The organism is Delftia lacustris (genome assembly GCF_040267515.1).
Lineage (GTDB): Bacteria > Pseudomonadota > Gammaproteobacteria > Burkholderiales > Burkholderiaceae_C > Comamonas > Comamonas tsuruhatensis.
On sequence record NZ_CP141274.1, the window covers coordinates 6190053 to 6211527 of the forward strand.

Below are 21475 nucleotides of genomic sequence, written 5' to 3' on the forward strand. Positions count from 1 at the left end.
GCTTGACCGCTTGTGTTTGTCTTGAAAGGCCGGAGCCGAGGCCCCTATGCCTCAGCCCCGGTTGAGCTGGCGCAGCGCCTGCGCCTCCAGTACCTGCAATTGCGCGAAGACCTCGCCGCGCTGCGCGGCGGGCACCGCGTAGCGGCGCATCACGATCTCGACCCCGGCGTAATCCAGCCCGTCCCAGTGCCACTGGCCCCAGGGCGTGGCCGTCCTGCGCCACTGGGTGGAGCAGCCGAGGTACACGCTCCAGGCCATCGCATGCTCCGGCCACAGTTCGTAGTCCTCGGGGTGCTGCCGTTGCAGATCGCCGGGCACCATCCGGTCGGGGTCGATCCCCATCTGCGCGCACTGGGCACGCAACTCGTCGTCTACGAGATAGCGGTCTGCGCCGTCGAGGCCGAGGTGATGCCGGACAGCGCCACGGAGTTTTTTGTGGCGGCATCCCGCTGGTGCACGTTGAGTCCGTCGAACCAGGCTACGGCCATGGCCTGCTCCAGTCCCGGGTAGGCCTCCTCGGCCGCCAGGCGTTCGTCGCGGCTGTAGGGCACGGGTGTTCCTTCGTCGCCCAGCATCCCCTCCCAGCCCACAACCACTTCGTCGAGCAGTTCAGGGATGGTCATGCGCCGTACCTCCTGCGAGCCATCGGGCTGCGTGGCGGGCTTGCCGACGACGATGAGTTCATTGATCTCGTCGCGCCGCGCCTTGCCCAGGCGCTTGAACACAACGGCAAAGTGATGGGCTCCGAACCTGCCCTCATCGACGGGCAGGTACAGCGTTGCGGGAACGGAGATGGTGGGCTTGAGCCCGGAAATCTTGACGGCCATGGTGATCCTTGGATGTGTAGTTGTCAGGCAGGGAGGTACGGCGTCAGATCTCGATGGACCACTCGTCGTTGCCCGCGTCGGAGGGAATGAACGACAGGGGGATCGTGATCATCTGCACGCCATCGCTGTCGCTGTAGGTCGGCTTGCCGATCTGGGCGCGCGCGCTCTTGAAACTGACGGTGTTGGTTGCGCCGGGGCCATGCTTGAGCGTGACGGGCACGATGGCGCTGGCGCGCGCCAGGCCGATCCAGTCCTTGGTGGCCACGCTGGTGTTCTCGAAGGTGACGCTGCCCGTGGACTTTCGGTCCGTGATTTCCACGGTGTCCACGTTCATCAGGTCGCGCTTGACCACCTGGTTGCCGCACTTGAAGCTGAAGGCGCTGCAGGCCACCGCCAGGCCGTCGAGGGTCAGTTGGGTGTTGGTCTTGTTGACGCCCAGGGGAGCGACGAAGTCGCTGTAGTCCACTGCCGGCAGGGCCTCATCCACGGCGGGGACGAAGGAGCCCGTGAACTCGAACTTCCACTTGGGAATGGCCTTGGCATCGGTGCTGAACTCCACCTCGCCGCGTGCGCCATGCATCTTGTAGAGGGTGCCGTCCACGTTGCCGTAGATGGTCACGCTCTGGATGCCGTCGGTCACGGGAGAGAAGACTGTCTTCACGCCAGTCTCGGTGCTGGCGCTGGCGGCACACGCACGCAACAGGTCGGTCACGCCGGGACGCTCGCCCGCTGCGGCCACACCCGCGAATTCCACGGAGAACGCCACCTTCTGGTATTCGGTGACCAGGGTGCTGCCGCTGGAGCCGAAGAAGGGACGGATGTTGTTGCGCTCGACCACGTCGCCCTCGATGGGGGTGAGGGTCACGTCGCTGACCAGCATGGCATTGGCCGCCAGCGGTACGACGGCCGTGCCGACAACGGTTTCAACCAGGGCCAGGAGGGCCATCTTGCGCATGATCTTTGCTGCCATTTGGAAAATCCTTTGAAGAGATGAGGAGAGGTTTCGCGGCCTTGGGCGCCGTTCTCCAGCGCCGCGGACCACAGGGGTTGCGGGAAAGTTGCGAGGTGTCCGGTCTAGGCCCGGTTCGGTGGTGTGCAGGTCACAGGTAGCTCCAGGTTCTGAGTTGCAGGACAACGGAGTGGCAACGCACTCCCGCGAAATCCACCGGCTCGGCACGCATGACCTGCACGCCATCGGTGCTGTCGTCGCTGCCTGCCAGAGGACCGGGCTGGCACACGCCACCCAGGGTCGGATCGGCTCGCACCAGGGCGCGGAACTGCTCGACCAGGTCGTCCAGCAGCAACTCGCTGGCCTGGGCGTCGGCGATGGCCAGGTAGCCATGCAGCGTCCATTGGTGCACGCTTACCGTGCGGGCCGTGCTGCTGCCGTGCTCGACCGTGCTGCTTCTGCGCAGCCACCAGCCGCGGACATGGGCCGTGCCTGCTGCAGGCAGCGTATACGTGAACAGGGCGGCCAGCTCGGCATCGCTGGCGGCATGGCGTTCGCGGTCCTGCACAACGCCGATCTGCGGCACCGAGGCCAGGACGGACACGATGGCGTTGCGATGCTGGGCCAGTGCATTCATGGGCGCAGCACCGGAAAGGCCGCTGCCACGCTCGCCGCAGCCTCGGCCACGATGGGCCGCAGATGAGCGGCAAAGAGCAGGAACAGTTGTGCGATGGCGTACATGGGTCACTCCGTTGGGGGACGCAGAAAAAGATGCGTCGTTGCGATGGAGTGACTGTGCCGAGGTAGGCAAAAATGAATAAGGCCTGCATATGCAGGCCCGGTTTCAGCGTCCACAGGCGCGCGCCTTCTCAGGCGCAGCGGACCTGGATGCCAGGCACATGTGCCTTGGCCCGGCACATCCCAACGGCCAGGCAAGCGCAAACGTCCTGCCGCTCCGGCAGGCACGGATGCACGAAAGAGGAGGACGAGAAAGGCTGGGAGAAGACGGAAGCGCGCAGGCTGGCCTCAGGCCTGCGGCAAAGTCTCTGGAGCGATGCCGGGCGGCGCGGCCCGGGGGCTAGAGTTCTCCGCCGTGCCAGAGGACCCGGCCGCAGATGCGCAGCCGGTTGGCCGCTTCGCCTTCCAGAACCTGGGGCGGATAGGCGGGGTTGTAGCTGACGATGCGCACACCGCCCGTGCTGAAGTCGCGCTCCAGCAGCTTGACGTAGTTCTCACCCTCCAGCTCGATCACATAGACACCATCCTGGGTCAGCGTATCGACCGAGGTGTTGACCAGCAGGATGTCGCCGTCGTTGATGCGGTCCGCCATGGATCTTCCACGGGCACGCACGATCTTGGCGTTGTGCCTGCCCAGTCCCTTGGACTGCAGCCAGGACGAACGGAAGGCGAAGCGGCCTATCACCTCGTCGGGGCCATTGACCGCCCCATGCCCTGCGCTGACGTGCGCATCGAGCATCTCGATCTGTGTGAACTCGTCTTCGGCCGCCCCACCATGCCGAGCGACAGGCTTCGCCGCGCCCGTGCCGTTGAAATACTCCAGCGGCCGGCCCGCTCGCTGCGAGGCCCGCAACAGTTGCCGTGCGGGCACTTCGCCGCGCTTGCGCCATGTCCTCACCGTTTCAGGCTGAACCTCCATGCCGGCCATCCAGTCGGGTCCCAAGGCTTCAGCCATGCGCGCCAGTACCTCATCAACGTTGGATGTAAGCGTATCAGTCACAGGTTTTGCAGGCATGGCGAATCTTGACAGTGGTTCGTTATGGACCAAGAATGTGGTTCAAATTGAACCGTTTCCTTTTGAACCAAGAGCGTACAGCCAAAATGCATTCCGAACACCATCCGGCACCTGTCTTCCAGGGCTTTCGGCCTGCTGCCCTGCCCCCCACCATCGGCATACCCACGCCCGCAGCAGCTGCCATTGACCCGCGCCATGGCACTTGCAGTGATCTGCTCCCGCCCCTGCTGCAGGACTTCGAGCGCCTGATCGGACTGCAGCCCACGATGGCCTTGGTGCAGCGCTGGGGTGGGCTGCGCATCTACGTTCCCACGCCGGACAAGGTCACACCCGAGCATCCCTATGCGGCCACCATAGGCGTGAAAGCCTTGCTCCAGCTCGCCCGTGAGTATGGAGGCCTGCCCCACTTCCAACTGCCCAGGGCAGCGCGCGCACTGCAGGCACTACGCAACCAGCGTATCGCCGCAGACTACGCCACGGACAAGACGGCCCGGCAACTGGCTGCCGAGCATGGGATTACGGAAGGCCAGGTGGGGCGCATCGTTGCGGCGCTGGGCGTGACAGCACCGGCCAGGCGACGGCGCAATCTTGCCGGCTGAGCACTGCCACCGCGAAGAAGCAAGGCCCTGGTCGCAAAAAAGCCACCGGCGCAAGCGGGTGGCTTTGCTGCAAAGCGGACCCTAGGGTCCGCTGGGCCGTGTTCAGACCATCAAGGCCAGGCTGGCTTCCAGATGCTCGGTCGGCAGGCGGCGGAAACCCGAGCGTGCGTAGCGCTGCAGGCGGCCCAGCGCGAACGACGTCAGCACGCTGGCGGCGACCTGGGCATCGACCGTCGGGGCGGAGGAGCCCAGCGCACCGGCGGCGGGGCGCAGGCACTGGCGCAACGTGGATTCGATGCGGTCGAAGAACTGGTTCATGCGGGCCTGCAGGCGCTCGTGCTCGAAGACGATGGCATCGCCCACCATGACGCGCACCATGCCGGGGTTGCGCTCGCCGAACTGCAGCACCAGCGAGATCACGCGGCTGGCCTGGCGCATGCCATCCACTGCGGGACGCTCTTCCTCCGGCACATCCCGCCCGACGATCTGCTGCACCAGCGTGAAGACGGATTGCTCGATGAACTCGATCAGGCCTTCGAACATCTGTGCCTTGCTGGCGAAGTGGCGGTACAGGGCCGCCTCGCTGACGCCCAGGTGAGCGGCCAGCGCTGCCGTGGTGATGCGTTCTGCGCCGGGCTTTTCCAGCATGGCCGCAAGCGCCTGAAGGATCTGCTCGCGCCGCTCCCCGGGTTTGGGGCGTTTGCGCGCAGGCGTGGGGGCGGAAGCGGAGGCGGCTTCGTCGGAAACGACATCAGCGCCAGGAGCGGATAAAGGCGACAGGACTTCAGACTCGGACATAAGCAGATCAACTATTTGTAAGTAATTCTCTCACAGCCCTCGGCGGCAACTCCGCACAAAGCTGTCCCCATGAGCGCAACCGTCAGGATCGCGTCCCTGTTGGCTGCGCTGCTACTGTTTCCGAGAGCACGGCCGGCATTTGCAATGGAAGCTCCAAGCGTACCAGCAGGCCCTTGCCCTGCGCGCCGGCGCCAAAGGCCAGAGTGCCCTGGTGCAACAGGGCGATTTCATCGGCAATCGCCAATCCCAGCCCCGTTCCATCGCCTGACGCACCCTGGGCGCGGTAAAAGCGCTGCGTGATCTGCGAGCGCTCGGCCTCGGGCACGCCGGGGCCATCGTCCTCGATCTCCAGGAAGGCCCACCCTGGCGGCTCATCCGCAGACTGCCCCGCGCCATGGTACATGCCGCAGCGCAGCGTGACGCTACCGCCGGGCGGCGTGTACTTGATGGCGTTGTCCACGAGATTGGACACCAGTTCGCGCAGCAGCCAGCTGTGACCCCAGACACTGGCCGGAGCAACGTCAAGGCCGAAGTCCAGCCCCTTGGCGCTGGCCTGGTCGAAGAACATTTCCAGCATGCTTTCGCACAGGTCCTTGAGGTCCACCTGCTGCAGCGGCTGGACTTCGGCATTGCGGGCGTCGGCACGTGACAGCGCCAGCAACTGGCGTGCCAGCTGCGAGGTGCGCCGCGTGGCGTCGCGCAATTGCTCGATCTGCGTCACGCTGAGCACCACCTGGGCCTCGGTGCCCTTGCGCCTCGCTTCGGCCTGGGCAGCCTGCGCGCTCAGCGCCCAGGCCTCGACCTGGGCTTGCAAGGCCGCCAGAGGCGTGCGCAATTGATGGGCGGCATCGGCCACAAAGCGCCGCTGGCCTTCGGCCTGGGCGTTGACCAGTGCAAACAATCGGTTGAGCGAGCGCACCAGCGGGCGGACCTCGGCCGGCGAGCTGTGCTCCGAGATGGGACTGAGGTCGCGCGGCGAGCGCCGCTCCACAGCCTGGGTCAGGGTCAACAGCGGCCGGAAGGCCCGGCTGACCGACCAGTAGATGGCGATGCCAGCGCCCGCGATCAGCAACACGCTGGGCAGCAGCACATGCAGCAGCAACTGGCGCACCCATTGCTGGCGTACGTCGCCACCGTCGGCCAGCACGAGCACCATTTCACCGGCGCCATAGGTTTCGGCGCGCATGACGGCCACGCGGTAGGTCAGGCCGTCATGCTCCTGGCTGTGGAACTCGGCCAGCGGCGTGGAAGGCACATCGAAGCGGATCCAGGTGTCGCCGGCAACGACATGGCCCTGCAGGTCGCCCACGGCATATCCGACGTCGTTGCCGCGCTGGCGCAAGACTTCCTCGATGGCGGGCGTCAGCGCAACCAGCGGCGGCGTTCCCTCGGCAATCGACGGTGCCAGCACGGAGTCGGCCAGCGCAGGCAGCAGGCGCAAAAGGCGCTGGTCATGCTGGGTGGAGGCCTCGTCTGCCGAGCGGTAGCCGAACCAGCCGCCCATCAGCGCCAGCAGCGTCAGCGGCACCACCAGCAGCACCAGCAGGCGAAGTCGCAGATTGGCTGTCATGGGCGGTCAGCGCCTGGGGCCATGCGCCATGTCCGCATCAGGCAACGGTATGCGAGAGTTCCAGCCGATAGCCGAAGCCCCGGATGGAGCGCAGGGCCACGCCGTGCGGCTCCAGCTTGCTGCGCAGGCGAGAGACATAGACCTCGACCGCATTGGGCGTGATCTCTCGGTCCCAGCCCGTGAGCGCCTGCAGCAGCTTGTCCTTGCTGGCCGGCTTGGGCGCGTGGATCAGCAGGTATTCCAGCACGGTCCATTCGCGCGGGCCCAGGTCGATGGGCAGCAGCTTTCCCTCGCTCTCATCGTCTTGTGCAGGCTGGCGCGCGCCGGCGCGGCGGCCTGCCGTGTCCAGCTCGATGGGACCGAAGCTGAGGACGGCCGATGTGGCTGCCTGTGATCGGCGCAGCAGCGCGCGCAGCCGGGCCAGCAGTTCAGGAAGCTCGAAGGGCTTGACCATGTAGTCGTCGGCGCCCTGGTCCAGGCCCTGCACGCGGTCCTGCAGCGCATCGCGCGCCGTCAGAATCAGCACGGGCATGGCCGAGCTCTCCACCGCGCTGCTGCGCAGGCGGCGCGTGAGCTCCAGCCCGTCGATACCGGGCAGGCCGATGTCGATCACGGCCAGGTCGAAGGCTTCCTGGGCCAGCACCTCCAGGGCGCGCTCGGCACTGCCGACCCAGTCAACGGCATACCCCGCATCGGACAGCCCCAGCTTGATGCCACTGGCCACCATCACATCGTCTTCCACAAGAAGCAAACGCATATCAAACCTAAAAAACAAAAGCCGCCCAAAGGCGGCTTGCAGCAGACCGGCCCAGGCCGTCAGACCACGCCCGGGCCATGCGCGATGGTAACGCGAACCGCAAAGTCCGCGCCATCGGGCCTCAATGGCTGCGGATCATGGTGCCGTAGGCCTGGTCGGTCAGGATTTCCAGCAGCATGGCATGCGGCACGCGGCCATCGATGATGTGCACGGCGTTGACGCCGGCCTTGGCGGCATCCAGGGCGCCGCTGATCTTGGGCAGCATGCCGCCCGAGATGGTGCCGTCAGCGAACAGGGCGTCGATCTCGCGCGCCGTGAGGTCGGTCAGCAGGCTGCCGGCCTTGTCCAGCACGCCGGGGGTGTTGGTCAGCAGCACCAGCTTTTCGGCCTGCAGCACCGTGGCCAGCTTGCTGGCGACCACGTCGGCGTTGATGTTGTAGCTCTCGTTTTCCTCGCCAAAGCCGATGGGGCTGATCACTGGGATGAAGGCGTCATCCTGCAGCGCGCGCACCACGCTGGGGTCGATGGAGACGATGTCGCCCACCTGGCCCACGTCGTACTCGATGTTCGGATCCTTGTTGTCGACCATCTTGAGCTTGCGTGCGCGGATCAGGCCGCCATCGCGCCCTGTCAGGCCCACGGCCTTGCCACCGGCCTGGTGGATCAGGCCCACGATGTCCTGCTGCACCTCGCCGGCCAGCACCCATTCCACGACTTCCATGGTTTCCGCGTCGGTCACGCGCATGCCCTGGATGAACTCGCCCTTCTTGCCCAGGCGGTTGAGAGCCGTCTCGATTTGCGGCCCGCCGCCATGCACCACCACCGGATTCATGCCCACCAACTTCAGCAGCACCACGTCTTCCGCGAAGTCGGCCTGCAGGGCCGGATCGGTCATGGCGTTGCCGCCATACTTGATGACCATGGTCTTGCCATGGAACTTGCGGATGTAGGGCAGGGCCTGGGCGAGGATTTCGGCCTTGTCGCGGGGGGCAATCGAGAGGATATCGTTCATGGTGCTAGCCCTGGGGCGTGGAAGTAGTCAACAACAAGGCGGGCATTGTGCCGCAACTGCGCCGCAGTGTTGCATGCCCGGATGACGGAACGCCCATGGCGCCCGGCCATCATCCATTGTTCTGCATCCAGCCCGGCAGCTTGAAGCGCACGATGGCTAGATAGGCCACCACGTAGCTGACCACGAACAGCAGGCAAAAACCCACCAGAACGGGCGTATTGCTCCAGAACAGCAATGCCGGCACCACGGTCAGCAGCGTGAAGGCCCACAGATAGGGCGAAGTCCGGTTATTGCGGCGAAGCATGCGCCGCGCCAGATCATCGTCGAACACACCGCGCACCATGCGCCGATAGATAAGCTGGTGGAAATGCAGGGCATCCGCCATGCCCGGCGACATGCCGCGCATCAGCTTGCGGTAGATGGAGAACACCGTCTCCCAGACCGGATAGATCAGCAGCAGCATGGGAAACCATGGAGAGACTGCGGAATTGCGCTGCACCAGGGCGATGCTGGCCAGGGCAATCGCCAGGCCCCAGACATAGGCTCCGCCATCGCCGGCAAACATCATGCCGCGCGGGTAGTTCCAGACCAAGAAGCCGCAGGTGGCGGCGGCCAGCGTCACCAGCATGGCCGCCAGCGTGCGGTCGCCCACCTGCAAGGCCACATGGGCCAGCGCCAGGCAGATGATGGTGGCCACCATGCCAGCCAGCCCGTTGTATCCGTCGATGATATTGAAGGCGTGGGGCAGGCCCGTCAGCGCCAGCACCGCCAGGCCCATGCCCAGCCAGGGCATGGCCGGACCCAGTGCCTGTTCCAGCCAGGGCCAGCCGAGGCGGGGCACGGAGAGGCCGCATAACAACACGGCCAGCACGGCGCTGAGCAGGGTCAGCACCAGGCGGTAGCGCACGCTCAGGCGCTGCGAGACATCCTCGATGACGCCGCCGACCACGGCCGGCAGCATGGCGGCCAGGCACACAACCACCCACAGCTGCATGCGCAGCGAGGAAGGATCTCCGCGCATGCTCAGCCAAGTGCCCACACCCCAGGAGACAGCCAGCCCGAGGTACATGGGCACGCCCCCCAGCCGGGGCACCTCGCCCATGTGGAAACGCTGCGGCTTGTCGTATCCGTAGGAGGACGTTGCGGACCGCCGGGCCCAGCGCAGCAGCAGCGCACAGCCGATGAAGGAGACCATGAAGGCCAGTACCGACATCCAGATCACGATGGTTCTCCACGCAGGCTGCGCAGCGAGAGCGCTGCCTGCGGCAGGGCCCTGGCCTTGCGGTAAGCCGGCCGGCTCCACAGCCGCAGCAGGCTGGCCACGTGCCATGCGCCGTGGCGCAGGCTGCGCCGGCTCGCCCTCTGGCCCGCATGGACCACAGGCAAACCGCCGCGCCTGAGTTCTCCGCCCAGCACCCGCAGGCGAAGGCACAGATCCACATCCTCACAATACATATAGAAACCTTCGTCAAACCCACGCAGCCGCAGCCAACTGTCCCGGCCCAGCACCAGGCAGGCCGCATTCACCCATTCCACACGCCGCTCCACGCGCCCGCGCAGCTTGCGCCGCAGCAAATTCCACAGCGATGGCAGCTCCCGTTCGAAATCCTGCAGCGCGCCGTCTTCACCGATCTGCGGGGGATAGGCCAGGGCCAGTCCCGGACGGGCCACCAGCGCCAGAAGGTCTTGCAACGGCTCCTCCTGCTCGCTCCAGAACACATCGGGATTGATCACGCAGACAAACGGCTCCCGTGCGCTCGCCAGCGCCCGGTTGTGGTTGCAGCCGAACCCCAGAGGCTGCGCATTGCGCCGGATCTCCAGAGCAAAGGGCCAGCCGGCCACGGGCGCCTGGGGCTCCGCCTCGGGAATGTTGAGCGTCAACACCACACGGGACACCGGCGCAAGGCGCGCCGAAGCCAGGCACTCAAGCAGCCTCTGGATATGAGCGCCATGTCCGTGGCTCACCACCGACACGACCAACGATGAACCCATCAATGCCGCCCTTCAAATCTTCAAATTCCCGCACGGGAATCACGCGCCGCAGAAACGGCGGCACAGAGTATTCCGCCGGCAGCCTTTGTCAAGCGTCAGCGGCCATGCCGTAATGCAAAAAAATGCAACAGCCGCGCAATATGTCATTACCCGGCCATGCCATGCAGTCACTGCAGTGGCCGGGATTATGATGCGCGACAATCTGCCGCCCGGACTTCCGGGATTTTTTGCGCCCTGACGTGGGCGCAGCTTGCTGCCCGCTGCGGACTGGCCAAGGCCGTCTGGCATGAATGAATACGGCCGCGGCACCTGCTCCCAGCGGAGAGATTGCCCGGCACCCCTTTTCCTATGACCACACCCATTCCCGATCCCCACGTCTACCTGCGCACCGTCGATCTGAACGAGCGCACGTCGCTGTCCGTGCTGGCCGGCCATGTCCGGGCCCAGGCGCACATACTGGATCTGGGTTGCGGCAGCGGCGCGCTGGGCGCCTTTCTCGCCGAGCACAAGCAATGCGTCTGCGACGGCGTCACCCTGAGCCAGGAAGAGGCACGCCATGCAGCGCCCTTCTACCGCCATGTCCATGTGGCCGACCTGGAAGACTGCGACCTGGACCAGCTCTTCGGCGAAGCACGCTATGACTACATCGTCTGCGCCGACGTGCTGGAGCACCTTCGCCAGCCCGAGCGCATCCTGGCTGCATGCCGCAAGCGGCTGACGCCCGAAGGCCGTCTGCTGATCTCTGTGCCCAATGCAGGCTACAGCGGCCTGGTGGCAGAACTGCTGCATGGCGAATTCCGCTACCGCGAAGAAGGCCTGCTGGACCGCACCCACCTGCGTTTTTTCACGCGGCGCTCGCTGTCGCGCTTTCTGGCCGAACAAGGCTGGCAGGTGGACGACATCGACACCATCGAACGGGCGCTCCCCGAATCCGAATTCCGCGTCGCCTACGACAGCCTGCCCCCTGCCGTTGCCCGCCACCTGCTGGCCACACCCGATGCACTGGCCTACCAGTTCATCGCCAGTGCGGCGCCAGCAGCCCAGGCGCAACCCATCGAACCTCCCCTGAACTACCCACAGGGACATGCACTGTTCACGGCACAGCTCTATATCGCCCGCGATGGCCGGTATGAGGAACACAACAAGCTATCGACTACAGGAAGCATCGGCCAAGCCCGCCAGACCCTGCGTTTCCAGTTGCCATCTGACGGGGCGGCTGTAAGTCATCTTCGACTGGACCCTGCTGACCGTCCTGGCTTTGTGCATTTGCACCGGATTTCGCTGGTGGATACCCACAATGGCACAGCTTGGCAATGGGTACCGAAGGATACTGAATCAGCACTACTGGGGCAGCGCCCCCATCAACAGATCGCATGGAATGCGCTCTGCCCTCCCGCAGCCTTCTCGTTGATGCTGCTGCTGACCGGTGACGATCCCTGGTTCGAACTGCCCATTCCCTCTTCTATCCTTGAAACGCATCCAGGAGCCTCGCTTGAGATAGAACTGGGCTGGCCCATGTCCGCAGACTATCTGGCACTCTCGCAGGTGGTTCGGCCATTGCAGAGCCAGCTTGAGCAGGCAGCCGCCGCACAGGACCGATGGAACCATCAACGCTCCGAGTTGGAGAAAGATATCCAGCACCGCGACCAAACTATAGGTCAGCTCAAACACCGCAACGCCCTGCTCGACGAAAGCCACCAAGCACAAAGCCAAGAGCGCGCACGCTGGCAGCAGGAAGCCAGTCGGGTACAGCGTGACTTTGCGCAGCTTGTGCAGCATCTGCACAGTATCGAAAACTCCACCATATTCCGGGCAACGCGCCCGCTCGTCCACGCAAAGATGCGCCTTGATCGACTTTTGGGCCGCAAACCGGTAGCGGCGGCTGTCCGTACACCCGTACCACAGACGATTCCCGACCTCCCCGTAGATGTGATTGTTCCCGTGTACTGCGGCCTGGACGACACGCGCAACTGCATCGAATCCGTTCTGGCCAGCCCCTGCCGCACGCACTGGCAACTCGTGGTCATCAACGATGCCAGCCCGGAGCCCGAAGTCACGGCCTGGCTGCGCGAGAAGGCTGCGCAGGAGCCCCGCATCACTTTGCTGGAGAACGAGGAGAACCTCGGCTTCGTCGGCACCGTCAACCGCGGCATGGCGCTGAACACCGCCCATGACGTGCTGCTGCTCAACAGCGACACCGTGGTTGCCAATGACTGGCTGGACCGCATCCGCCAGGCTGCCTACGGCGATGCACGCATCGCCTCCGTCACGCCGTTTTCCAACAACGCCACCATCTGCAGCTACCCGCGCTTTTGCGAGGGCAACGACCTGCCGCCCGGCATGGACACGGCCGCCATCGACGCACTGTGCGCGCGCACCAACCCCGGCCAGGTGGTGGACGTGCCGACCGGCGTGGGCTTTTGCATGTACATCCGCCGCGACAGCCTGAACGCCGTCGGCCTGTTCGACACCGAGCACTTCGGCAAGGGCTATGGCGAGGAAAACGACTTCTGCCAGCGTGCCGCAGCCGCTGGCTGGCGCAACCTGCATCTGCTGGACACCTTCGTGCTGCACACAGGCGGCGTGAGCTTCGGAGAAAGCAAGAGCCCGCGTGAACGTGCCGCCATGGAAACCCTGCGCAGGCTGCATCCGCGCTACGAAGCCGATGTCATGGCCTTCGTCCAGGCCGACCCTGCGCGCACGGCACGCCTGGCGCTGGATGTGGCACGCCTGCAGGCCGAGGCAGCGCAGCAGCCCGTGGTGCTGGCCGTGCTCCACGATCGGGCGGGCGGCACCGTGCGCCATGTCCGCGAACTGGCGCAGTTCCTGCAAGGCAAGGCACTGTTCCTCATGCTGTCCCCAGCCGCAGGTGGAGTCGTGGTCCTGCGCCGTGCCGAAGAGAAGGAAGCCTTCGAGCTCGCCTTCCGCATCAACGACCAGATGGAGGAGCTGGTGCAGGCCCTGCGCCAGCTGGGCGTGGTGCACGTGCACTACCAGCATCTCCTGGGCCACAGCGAAGCCATCCTGGACCTGCCCGCACGCCTGGGAACGGCCCATGACTTCACGGCCCATGATTTCTACACCTACTGCAAGAATATCTCGCTGACCGGCATCGACAACCGCTACATCGTGCCGCCCCGCGCGGGCGAATGCGGCTGCTGCGAACCAACGGACACAGCCCCCTATGCCGGCACCGTGGCCCAGTGGCGCCACCGCAATGCGCTGCTGCTGAACAACGCGCGCCATGTGCTGGCCCCCAGCCAGGACACAGCCAGCCGGATCGCCGGCTTCGTGCCCGGGGCACGCGTCCAGGCCGTTGCCCACACCGACATGCCGGCACAGTTGCCGGCCCCGGTGGCACACCCGCTGGCTGCGACGGCCCCGCTCAAGATCGTCGTACTGGGAGCCATGAGCGCCATCAAGGGCGCCGACGTATTGGAAGCCGTGGCGATCGAAGCCGCCAAGCGGGGAGCTCCTGTGGAATTCCATCTGCTCGGCTATGGCTACCGCAGCCTGCAGACCCAGCCGCGCGCACGCCTGACCGTGCACGGCGGCTACAAGGAAGAAGAACTGCCTGCTCTGCTGCAGTGGTTGCAGCCCGACTTGGCCTGGTTCCCTGCCCAATGGCCGGAGACCTACAGCTACACCCTGAGCGCCTGCCTGGCCGCCGGGCTGCCGATCGTCGCGCCCGACATAGGAGCCTTTCCCGAAAGGCTGGCGGGCCGCGACTGGTCCTGGGTCATGCCCTGGGACGCCAACGCCGTCCAATGGCTGGACTTCTTCGCGCAAATACGCGAACGCCACTTCATTGAAGGGCAGCCACCGCAGCAACCCGCCGCAGCAGGGAGTGCGTCCGCCCAGCCGGGAGCCACTTTCTATGGCGACGGCTATCTCCAGGGGCTGCAGCCGCGCGATCAGGCCCTGCTCCAGCCACTGGATTCGGCTTTCCTGGCCACACATCGCCTGCAACGCCAGGACCATGCTGCAAGATCGGGGGCCTTGATCCTGCTGGCCAAACTGCGCACGCTACCCATCCTGCGCGGCGTGGCCAGGCGTATTCCCGCGCACTGGCAGCGCCGGGTCAAGAATTGGCTGCAGGCCTAGGTGCCGCCCAGGCAACGCCAGCCATCGCTGCGCCATCCGGATGCAGGGCCGCTCCACGCCATACCATGACATCAAGGCCAGGCCCAATGTCAAGGCAAGCGACAGCAGCATGCAGATGCTCAATGACCAGCCCTCACGCAGGCAAATGGCCGTCATGGCCTGCTGGACGGGGAAGGCGTAGATGTAGACGCCATAAGAAAGATCGGTGCGCCAACGGTGGCTTGCGGCCACATGGCCTGCATGGGCAAGATAAAAACTTGCGCAGGCCACCAATCCCCATACTGCCACCTGGCGCATCCAGGTGCTGGCGGTGAGCAATGCGCATACAGCCAGCACCAGCGCGGCTGCAGCCATCCATGTGCGATGGCGTATGCCATAGGCAGCCATCGTGCTTCCCAGAAAGAAGGGAACACCAAATCCGCAGAAGTCCCGCCAGCGGAACATATCGACCAGCGGGGTGTGGATGGCATCCAGGCCCTGGTCCCACCCCTTGACTCTGGCCATCTGCCACAAGATCGCCAGTACGCCAGCCATGAGGGGATGGATCCAGCGCTTGCCTCTTGCAAGCCATGCCAAGGTGGCCAGCACAAGGTACATCGCCAGCTCATACCGCAACGTCCACAGGGACCCGTTGACCGTATAGGCAAAGGGATTGGATTCGAATATGCCCGGCAGTATCTGAACCGTGGCCTGCCCTGTCATGTTGTTGATCAGATGACTCCAGGTTTGCGGTGACTGCCAGTACTGCAGCGAATCAAGCGAGGTCATCGCCCAGCCGATGACGAAAACCGAGAAAACCACGGCCATGATCAGGCCTGGAAAAATCCGCATCAGCCGCCTCAACCAGAAGGCATGCCAGACCGGCTCGCGCATCCAGCTCTGGCATACCAGATACCCGCTCATGAAGAAGAATACATAGACCGCAAGCGACCCCAGGCTGTGGCCGGCAAAGGGTTCGGCAAGACGCAGGCGGTAAAGAAACTCTCCGTGCGCAACAAACACTGCAAGCGCCGCCGTCAAGCGCAGCATGTCAAAGCGGTTCCCCCTCTCTTCAACGCTGCGCATGACACTCCCTTCTAGGTGCGGTACACCAAGTGTTTGAGCCGCAGCATCGGCGACTCGACCAAGTGCCAGGAGGCATAGCCAGCAGCCAGCGCAAGCAGCCATGCAAGCGCCAGACTGGAGTGGAATGGCAGCTGAGGCCACAGTGCCTGAACTGCCTGCTGGATGGGACAACCCAGCACGTAGACACCATAAGAAGGATCTCCGAGTCGATGCAACCCGGAAAACACCCTAGAACGCATGGAACCCAAATAGATGAGCAGCGGCGGCAGCAGCAGCAGGCCGGCAGAGTGCTCCAGCTTCAAGCCAAAGAAAAGCACCCCAGCCACAGGCGCCAGGATCAACAGCAAGTTTCGACTATGGGCAGCAAAGGCAGGCTGCAATAGCGCGATCAGCGAGCCATAGGCGAAATAGGCCGGATACTCGAACCAATGAAACATGGTTCCAGCCAAAGCGGCATTGCGCCGTGTCAGGAAAAAGACCAGATATCCTGCTGCGGCCAAGCTGGCAAGAAGCCTGGACTGCAGCACGCCCAATATGCCCAGTGCAGCAAGCACCACGCAGCACATCAGCTCGATGGGGATGGTCTACAAAGGGCCGTTCATCAACCCTGGCAGCGGATTGGAAGCAAACACGTCCGGCATGAAGGCGTAGTCCTTGATCAGCAGCAGATTGCGCCAGTGATCCAGGGTCTGCGGATGAAGCCAGAACTCCTTCAGCGGCAATGAAGTAAAGGCCGGACCGAACAGCAGCACGCCAACCACAACAGCCACCAGCATGCCCGGCCACACCCGCAACAGACGCTTGGTCATGAAGGCCGCCGCACGCGGATCACGCAGCCAGCTCAGCGTGACAAGAAAGCCGCTGATCGTGAAGAAAGTCATCACTGCCACGCCGCCCACCATGTCCGCATGCAGCCACGATGGCGGTATGGTGCCCGTGATATGGAAATGATGGCTGTAAATGACTGCAGATGCAGCGGCTATGCACAGTGCATCAAAGCCATTGGAATATGCAGACCGCACGGGTGAAGAGATCGTGGGGGCCGGCCCCTGCATGACTTCGTCAGGTCTTGCCCAACAGCAGCAAAATCTCGTTGTTGCGCAACCACTCCTCGGGATAGCGCCCCGCCAGCGCCTCGGGAATGGGCATGTCCACCTGGCGCCGCTCCTCGCGCAACACTTCAAAGCCGGCCTGCCTTGCGATATTGACCAGTTCGTCTGCAGTAAACCGGTTCAGCGCCTGGTACTCCTTGAAGACAAAGCGCTTGTAGCCATCGACACCGAAATCGGCAAAGCCGAAGTCCACCTCGGCGGCGTCCAGCGGGCCCTCATGCTTTTCGATGATGCGCCACAGTTCCTCCTCCGACGCCAGCAAGTGGTGCCAGGGCACATCGTCGTAGCGCCGCAGATGAGATCCCCATGGTGAATAGAAGAGCGGCTCGATCTGCAAAAAGAACACCCCGCCTGGGCGTAGACAGGCATGCAGATCGGCCAGAATGGGCAGCACCTTGTCGCGTTGCACATGCTCGAAGGTAGACCATGTAAGCATCCCGTCGTAGCCCGCATGCCGCGTGGCCAGCGGCTCGTTGGGCACGATAGTCTCAAAGCTGAGCGCCGAAGGCACTCGCGACATCCCCAGTTGCTCGCGAGCGATGCGTGGCAACTTGGTGTACTCCTGGCGGATGTCAATGCCGTGGATACGGGTGGCCCCATGGCGCAGCACCAAGGCCAAGTCTGTGATGCCGTCGCCGCAGCCGAAGTTCAACAGCCGCGCCTTGGACATGTCCAACTCCTGCCCCAGCCAGCTATGCACCACGTCGGCCGCATAGTCGAAATGTGCGCGAAACCACTCATCCGTGATCTTGCCTGCATCCCACGGAGCCAAGCCGAACAGTCGCTCCTGCCAACGGCGCCCCCACAAGCTCAATCGATCCGCCATATTCCTCCTTCAGTTCAACATCATTGCCGGGCGCAAAAGCGCGGCCATTGTCCCCAGAGATGCCACGCTGCCGGGCTCTTCCAGATCAGCGCCTCCAGCTGAGCGAGCATTTCCAATGTCATATCCTGCGCGCCAGCACCGGGTCCGAAGCACACGATTTCCAGAAATCTCTGGCCGGTGGCCACATCCAGCCCAGTTGCATAGACCGCATAAGCCTGCGGCTGGCGCGCTGCCATCTCTGGTATGGCCATCGACAGCAACACCTGTTCGCCCAGCAGCCCAAACACCTGCCCCTTGCCAGAGCCGTCCTGGGGCACATCGAGCAAGGCCAGAATCTGTTCATTGCGCGCAAGCGCGTCCTTGACCTGGCGCAATCCCCTTGGCACAAACACCAGGGGTTGTTCGAGAGCCTGCTCCACGGAACGCAATCGCGCCTTCACGTAGCGCATGAGCACCCATCTGCCATGGAAGCTTGCATTCTCAGCCGGGGCGGAGAGCGCGTGCACGCTCAGACCCGCTTGCCGCGCATGGCGCAGGCCCCACATGCCCGCACCCCAATGGAACGTGAACAGAAATGAAGGCCTTCCATGTTCCATCCAATCGCCACGGACCTGCAAGTGGCGGCGCATCCAGGCATCGGAACGCGTGCGATGCAAGTAATGGTCCGCATGGTCCACCAGTTGCACCAGCTTGCGCTCCCATAACCAATGGAGCCGATCCTGCGCAAACCCCTTGGCATGGGCCTGCCGCCAGTCTGCCTCGCAGGCTTCACGATACAGCCATTGCCATCGCGCCAAACGCCGGAAAATCCGAAAGCAAAATGTCCAAGGCAGCACGGCAGCCAGCCCGGGAATCAGCACCAGTTCCAAAAGGTCCCTGCCCTCGCACCACAGGCGCCGCACCATGGCTTTCAAGGCGCCTCCCAGCGGTGCGGCAAATGCACGATACCCGGCAGCGGCTGGTCAGAGATAAAGCGCAGGGACCGAAAACGCAGCCACTCATCCATGACCATCAGACCCGTCTCATCAAACAGATAGGCGCTGACCACGTAGTCGCCTGTATGCAGCGGCAGCTCGGGAAAGCGCAAGTCCATGCCCCAGCTGCCGTCTGCCTGCCGCACAGGCTTCACGCCCTCCGTATGCATGGCCACTGAGGTGATGCCCACACCATTGAGCTGCTCCAACATGAAGCCAAAGCTGGGCGCCGCCTCATTCGGCACATGGGCTCGGAAGCGCAACTCCAGGTCATGACCACGCAGGATCGGCAGTCCGTCGGCCGAGGCCTGTGCAGCATCAAGCCCAGGCATGTCCACCGACAACAGATGAGCGGCATCGCTGGCATGCGGCTTGTTTGAAAGCGCAGCATCCGCCTGTGCCTGCTGCTGCGGCAAGGCCTGCGGGTGTTCCCCGGAAGATTGTCCTGGCTCCTCACCCGCACGACTTGCGGCTTCATAGGCGGCCAGCACGCTCTCGGTTTCGCCCAGTGCATGCACCTGCCCCTTGACCAGCCACAGCGCACGATCACACAGGTGGCGGATGTGATAAGGGCTGTGTGAACAGAACAAAATTGTGCAACCGCTGCGCCGGAAATCCAGAATGCGCTCTATACACTTCTTCTGGAAGCTCTGATCACCTACAGCCAGCGCCTCGTCGATGATCAGTACGTCGGGCCGCACAGCCGTCACCAGCGCAAAGGCCAGCCGCACCGTCATACCCGACGAGTAAGTCTTGACGGGGCGATCCAATGCTTCGCCCAACTCGGCAAAAGCAACGATCTCCGCCTCTAGCGTGCGCATCTGTGCTGCATCAATGCCAATCAGGCTGCCACCGAAATACAGGTTGTCGCGCCCGCTGAACTCTGGATGGAAGCCCGCTCCCAGCTCCAGGATCGCCGTCACGCGCCCGTCGCGCGAAATGCTGCCGGTGGACGGGTGAAGCGTGCCGGCCAGCAGCTTGAGCAACGTACTCTTGCCGGCGCCGTTGTCACCGATAACACCCAAGCATTCGCCGCGGTGCAGGGCGAAGGACACATCGCGCAGTGCCCAGTGGCTGCGGTGCAGAGCCTTGCCCGTCAGCAGCGCACGTGCGCGGCGACCCGGTGAATCGTAAAGCTTGTACTCCTTGCCAACGCCCTCGACGCGCAATGCCACGTCCTGCGATCCCTTGTATTCCATCGCTGCGTTCATAGCCAATCCACCAGTTCATCCCGGCTGCGCTTGACCAGGATCGAAAGCACCACGGCCAGCAGCAGCATCCAGGCCAGCAACGCCACCCAGACCTGCCACTGCGGCCACATCCCCTGCAGCAAGGCCGACTGGTAACCCAGCACCAGCGCCGTCACGGGATTGAGCCACAGCAGCCAGCGCCACTGCTCGGGAAACAAGGTCAGCGGAAACAGGATGGGCGACAGATAAATGCCCACGGACAGCAGGAAACCCACCAACTGCACCGTATCGCGCAGGGCTGCGGCCAGGATGGCCAGCGCATAGCCCAGCAGCAGGCTCAGGCACAACTGCGCCAGCAGCAGCGCAAGCACGCTGGCTACTGGCCACTGGAATCCGTGCAGCGGCGCATAGGCCAAGGCCACCAGCAGCAGCAGCGGTGCAAAGATGATCTGGCTGGCCAGAACGGCCCGCACGGGAAACAGCACCGTAGGCAAGGCATTCTTTTGCAGTAGCCCGCCTGCGTCGATCAGGCTGTTCATGCCGCGCGATATCGCATCGCACATGGCCATCCACGGCAAGGCCCCCACCACCAGGAAGGCGCCGACGGCGCGCGTGGGAGCGCCATCGCCCAGCCGCATGCGAAACACCACGTCGAACACCAGGTAGTAGGCAGCCACCGTGCACAGCGGCTGCAGGTACAGCCACACCACGCCCATTGCCGTGCCCTGGTAGCGTGCCGCGACCTCGCGCCGCGTCAACACCCACATCAACTGGCGCGAGCGCCACAAGGCGCTCCATTCATCGCACAAGGTCCGCATGCCACTCCATCGGTTGCAGCCACCGGCCCGACACCACGCCGGACACCACAGCAAAACGGCCTGCCTCAGACAGGCAGGCCGCGAAAAAAACAGGCGAGAGTCTAAGCCAAGCGGCCCGCTACGTCTGTCAGAAGATGCACCTTCTTATTGGGCCTTTGGCTGGGCGGCCTGGCTTTGCGAGTACGCCTGCACAGCGGCCTCGTCCACCTTGAACTCCTTGCGGATGGCATTGGCTGCAGCCACACGGCCTTCAGCCTGGGCCTGTTCGATCACTTCCTTGACCAGGGCATCACGCACTTCGGCGAAGGCTTGCTGGCCTGCAGGTTTGCGGTCCAGCAACTGCAGCACATGGAAGCCGAACTTGCTCTGCACAGGGCCACTGATCTCGTTCTTCTTGAGCGCAAAGGCGGCCTGCTCGAACTCGGGCACCATCTTGTCCTTGCCGAAGAAGCCCAGGTCGCCACCGCGCGCGGCAGAACCCTTGTCGGCAGAACGCTCCTTGGCCAGCGCCGCAAAGTCGGCGCCACCGCGCAGGTCGGCAACCAGCTTTTCGGCCTGCGTACGCGCTGCATCTTCCGTGCCGGCAATCAGGATATGGCGTACATGCACCTGCTCTTCCACCGCGAAGCGCTCGGGGTGGGCCTTGTAGATATTGTGCGCCTGGCTTTCGGCAACTGCGGCCGAAGGCGTGTTGTCCGCATCGATCTTGGCCAACCAAGCATCGGACAGGATCTTGTCACGCGCCACGTTCAGCGCAGCCTGTGCGCTGGCGGAATTGCCGAGACCTTGTGCCTGGGCCTTTTGCGCCATCACGCGGCGCACCAGCAGGTTGTCGGCGATTTGGCTCACATTCTGGGGGCGAGCCAACAGGCCCGAACGCACCTCGGGAGGAATGCGCTGCGCATCGGCCTGCAGATCATCCACCGTCACGCTCACACCAGCACCGGAAGCCAGCACCGCGGGCGAAGCAGCCGCCGCTGGTTGCGCGGCCAGAGCCAGCACCGGAGCACACAGTGCCAGGCCCAGGAGGCTGTGGCGCAGGACGTGGCGGGAGAAGGGGAACTGCATTGTCATATCCATCTTTCCAAAAAACCAATAAAAAAAGCGGGGTTACCCCCGCTTTTATAGA

At 64.1% G+C, this 21475-nt stretch carries 21 protein-coding genes; 2 read left to right on the forward strand and 19 right to left on the reverse strand.

Translation table 11 applies throughout. The features are described from left to right. Positions 1–51 precede the first annotated feature (51 nt). From U6958_RS29750 to U6958_RS29770, 5 genes are all read right to left on the reverse strand, one after another. Positions 52–342, reverse strand: a complete 291-nt coding sequence (locus U6958_RS29750) for a DUF1799 domain-containing protein (protein ID WP_016446439.1) — start codon at positions 340–342, stop codon at positions 52–54. Between the two features lie 29 nt (positions 343–371). Further along, positions 372–827: a hypothetical protein gene (locus tag U6958_RS29755; RefSeq protein WP_012203259.1), complete on the reverse strand. Its 456-nt coding sequence runs from the start codon at positions 825–827 to the stop codon at positions 372–374. A 43-nt stretch (positions 828–870) separates the two neighbouring features. Then, on the reverse strand, positions 871–1797 hold the full coding sequence (locus tag U6958_RS29760; RefSeq protein ID WP_012203258.1) for a phage tail tube protein: 927 nt from the start codon (positions 1795–1797) through the stop codon (positions 871–873). Between the two features lie 130 nt (positions 1798–1927). Further along, positions 1928–2413, reverse strand: a complete 486-nt coding sequence (locus U6958_RS29765; protein WP_074920492.1) for a hypothetical protein — start codon at positions 2411–2413, stop codon at positions 1928–1930. A 441-nt stretch (positions 2414–2854) separates the two neighbouring features. Beyond that, positions 2855–3469 carry a S24 family peptidase gene (locus tag U6958_RS29770; protein ID WP_026062523.1) on the reverse strand — a complete coding sequence of 205 codons (615 nt, stop codon included), beginning with the start codon at positions 3467–3469 and terminating at the stop codon, positions 2855–2857. Between the two features lie 146 nt (positions 3470–3615). Here U6958_RS29770 and U6958_RS29775 point away from each other — a divergent pair, with 146 nt between their 5' ends. After that, positions 3616–4128, forward strand: coding sequence for a Mor transcription activator family protein (locus U6958_RS29775; protein ID WP_074920493.1), 513 nt, complete (start codon positions 3616–3618; stop codon positions 4126–4128). 102 nt (positions 4129–4230) lie between these two features. Here the strand turns inward: U6958_RS29775 and slmA are convergent, their stop codons facing one another. From slmA to U6958_RS29805, 6 genes are all read right to left on the reverse strand, one after another. Further along, positions 4231–4926, reverse strand: a complete 696-nt coding sequence (gene slmA, locus U6958_RS29780) for a nucleoid occlusion factor SlmA (protein ID WP_012203254.1) — start codon at positions 4924–4926, stop codon at positions 4231–4233. 82 nt (positions 4927–5008) lie between these two features. Then, on the reverse strand, positions 5009–6496 hold the full coding sequence (locus U6958_RS29785) for an ATP-binding protein (RefSeq protein WP_016451814.1): 1488 nt from the start codon (positions 6494–6496) through the stop codon (positions 5009–5011). 37 nt (positions 6497–6533) lie between these two features. Further along, entirely contained in the window at positions 6534–7253 is a 720-nt protein-coding gene (locus U6958_RS29790; RefSeq protein WP_016446445.1) for a response regulator transcription factor, read from the reverse strand. A 121-nt stretch (positions 7254–7374) separates the two neighbouring features. Further along, the gene (gene argB / locus U6958_RS29795; RefSeq protein WP_012203251.1) at positions 7375–8265 is read right to left on the reverse strand and encodes an acetylglutamate kinase; all 891 of its coding nucleotides are present in this window, start codon (positions 8263–8265) and stop codon (positions 7375–7377) included. A 109-nt stretch (positions 8266–8374) separates the two neighbouring features. Then, positions 8375–9478, reverse strand: coding sequence for a glycosyltransferase family 4 protein (locus U6958_RS29800; protein WP_083393561.1), 1104 nt, complete (start codon positions 9476–9478; stop codon positions 8375–8377). Between the two features lie 5 nt (positions 9479–9483). Next, positions 9484–10257: a glycosyltransferase family 2 protein gene (locus tag U6958_RS29805; RefSeq protein ID WP_046239166.1), complete on the reverse strand. Its 774-nt coding sequence runs from the start codon at positions 10255–10257 to the stop codon at positions 9484–9486. A 348-nt stretch (positions 10258–10605) separates the two neighbouring features. On the opposite strand from U6958_RS29805, the gene U6958_RS29810 reads away from it, so the two are divergent. Beyond that, the gene (locus U6958_RS29810) at positions 10606–14361 is read left to right on the forward strand and encodes a methyltransferase domain-containing protein (protein WP_074920495.1); all 3756 of its coding nucleotides are present in this window, start codon (positions 10606–10608) and stop codon (positions 14359–14361) included. Here U6958_RS29810 and U6958_RS29815 read toward each other — a convergent pair. From U6958_RS29815 to U6958_RS29850, 8 genes are all read right to left on the reverse strand, one after another. Further along, positions 14284–15426: an acyltransferase gene (locus U6958_RS29815; RefSeq protein WP_074920496.1), complete on the reverse strand. Its 1143-nt coding sequence runs from the start codon at positions 15424–15426 to the stop codon at positions 14284–14286. The two genes, U6958_RS29810 and U6958_RS29815, sit on opposite strands and share 78 nt — an antisense overlap. A gap of 11 nt (positions 15427–15437) precedes the next feature. Continuing rightward, the gene (locus tag U6958_RS29820) at positions 15438–15980 is read right to left on the reverse strand and encodes a hypothetical protein (RefSeq protein ID WP_244160430.1); all 543 of its coding nucleotides are present in this window, start codon (positions 15978–15980) and stop codon (positions 15438–15440) included. A gap of 30 nt (positions 15981–16010) precedes the next feature. Further along, the gene (locus tag U6958_RS29825; RefSeq protein WP_244160431.1) at positions 16011–16448 is read right to left on the reverse strand and encodes an acyltransferase; all 438 of its coding nucleotides are present in this window, start codon (positions 16446–16448) and stop codon (positions 16011–16013) included. Between the two features lie 40 nt (positions 16449–16488). Further along, positions 16489–17364: a bifunctional 2-polyprenyl-6-hydroxyphenol methylase/3-demethylubiquinol 3-O-methyltransferase UbiG gene (locus U6958_RS29830; protein ID WP_074920497.1), complete on the reverse strand. Its 876-nt coding sequence runs from the start codon at positions 17362–17364 to the stop codon at positions 16489–16491. Positions 17365–17384: 20 nt separating this feature from the next. After that, positions 17385–18278 carry a hypothetical protein gene (locus U6958_RS29835; protein ID WP_143044489.1) on the reverse strand — a complete coding sequence of 298 codons (894 nt, stop codon included), beginning with the start codon at positions 18276–18278 and terminating at the stop codon, positions 17385–17387. Then, positions 18275–19549 (reverse strand): ABC transporter ATP-binding protein, encoded by a 1275-nt coding sequence (locus U6958_RS29840; RefSeq protein ID WP_074920499.1) that lies wholly within the window; start codon positions 19547–19549, stop codon positions 18275–18277. Before U6958_RS29840 ends, U6958_RS29835 begins: the two co-directional genes overlap by 4 nt. Beyond that, positions 19546–20346, reverse strand: coding sequence for an ABC transporter permease (locus U6958_RS29845; protein WP_074920501.1), 801 nt, complete (start codon positions 20344–20346; stop codon positions 19546–19548). Before U6958_RS29845 ends, U6958_RS29840 begins: the two co-directional genes overlap by 4 nt. Before the next feature lie 144 nt (positions 20347–20490). Next, on the reverse strand, positions 20491–21420 hold the full coding sequence (locus U6958_RS29850) for a peptidylprolyl isomerase (RefSeq protein ID WP_244160432.1): 930 nt from the start codon (positions 21418–21420) through the stop codon (positions 20491–20493). Between the last annotated feature and the right edge of the window lie 55 nt (positions 21421–21475).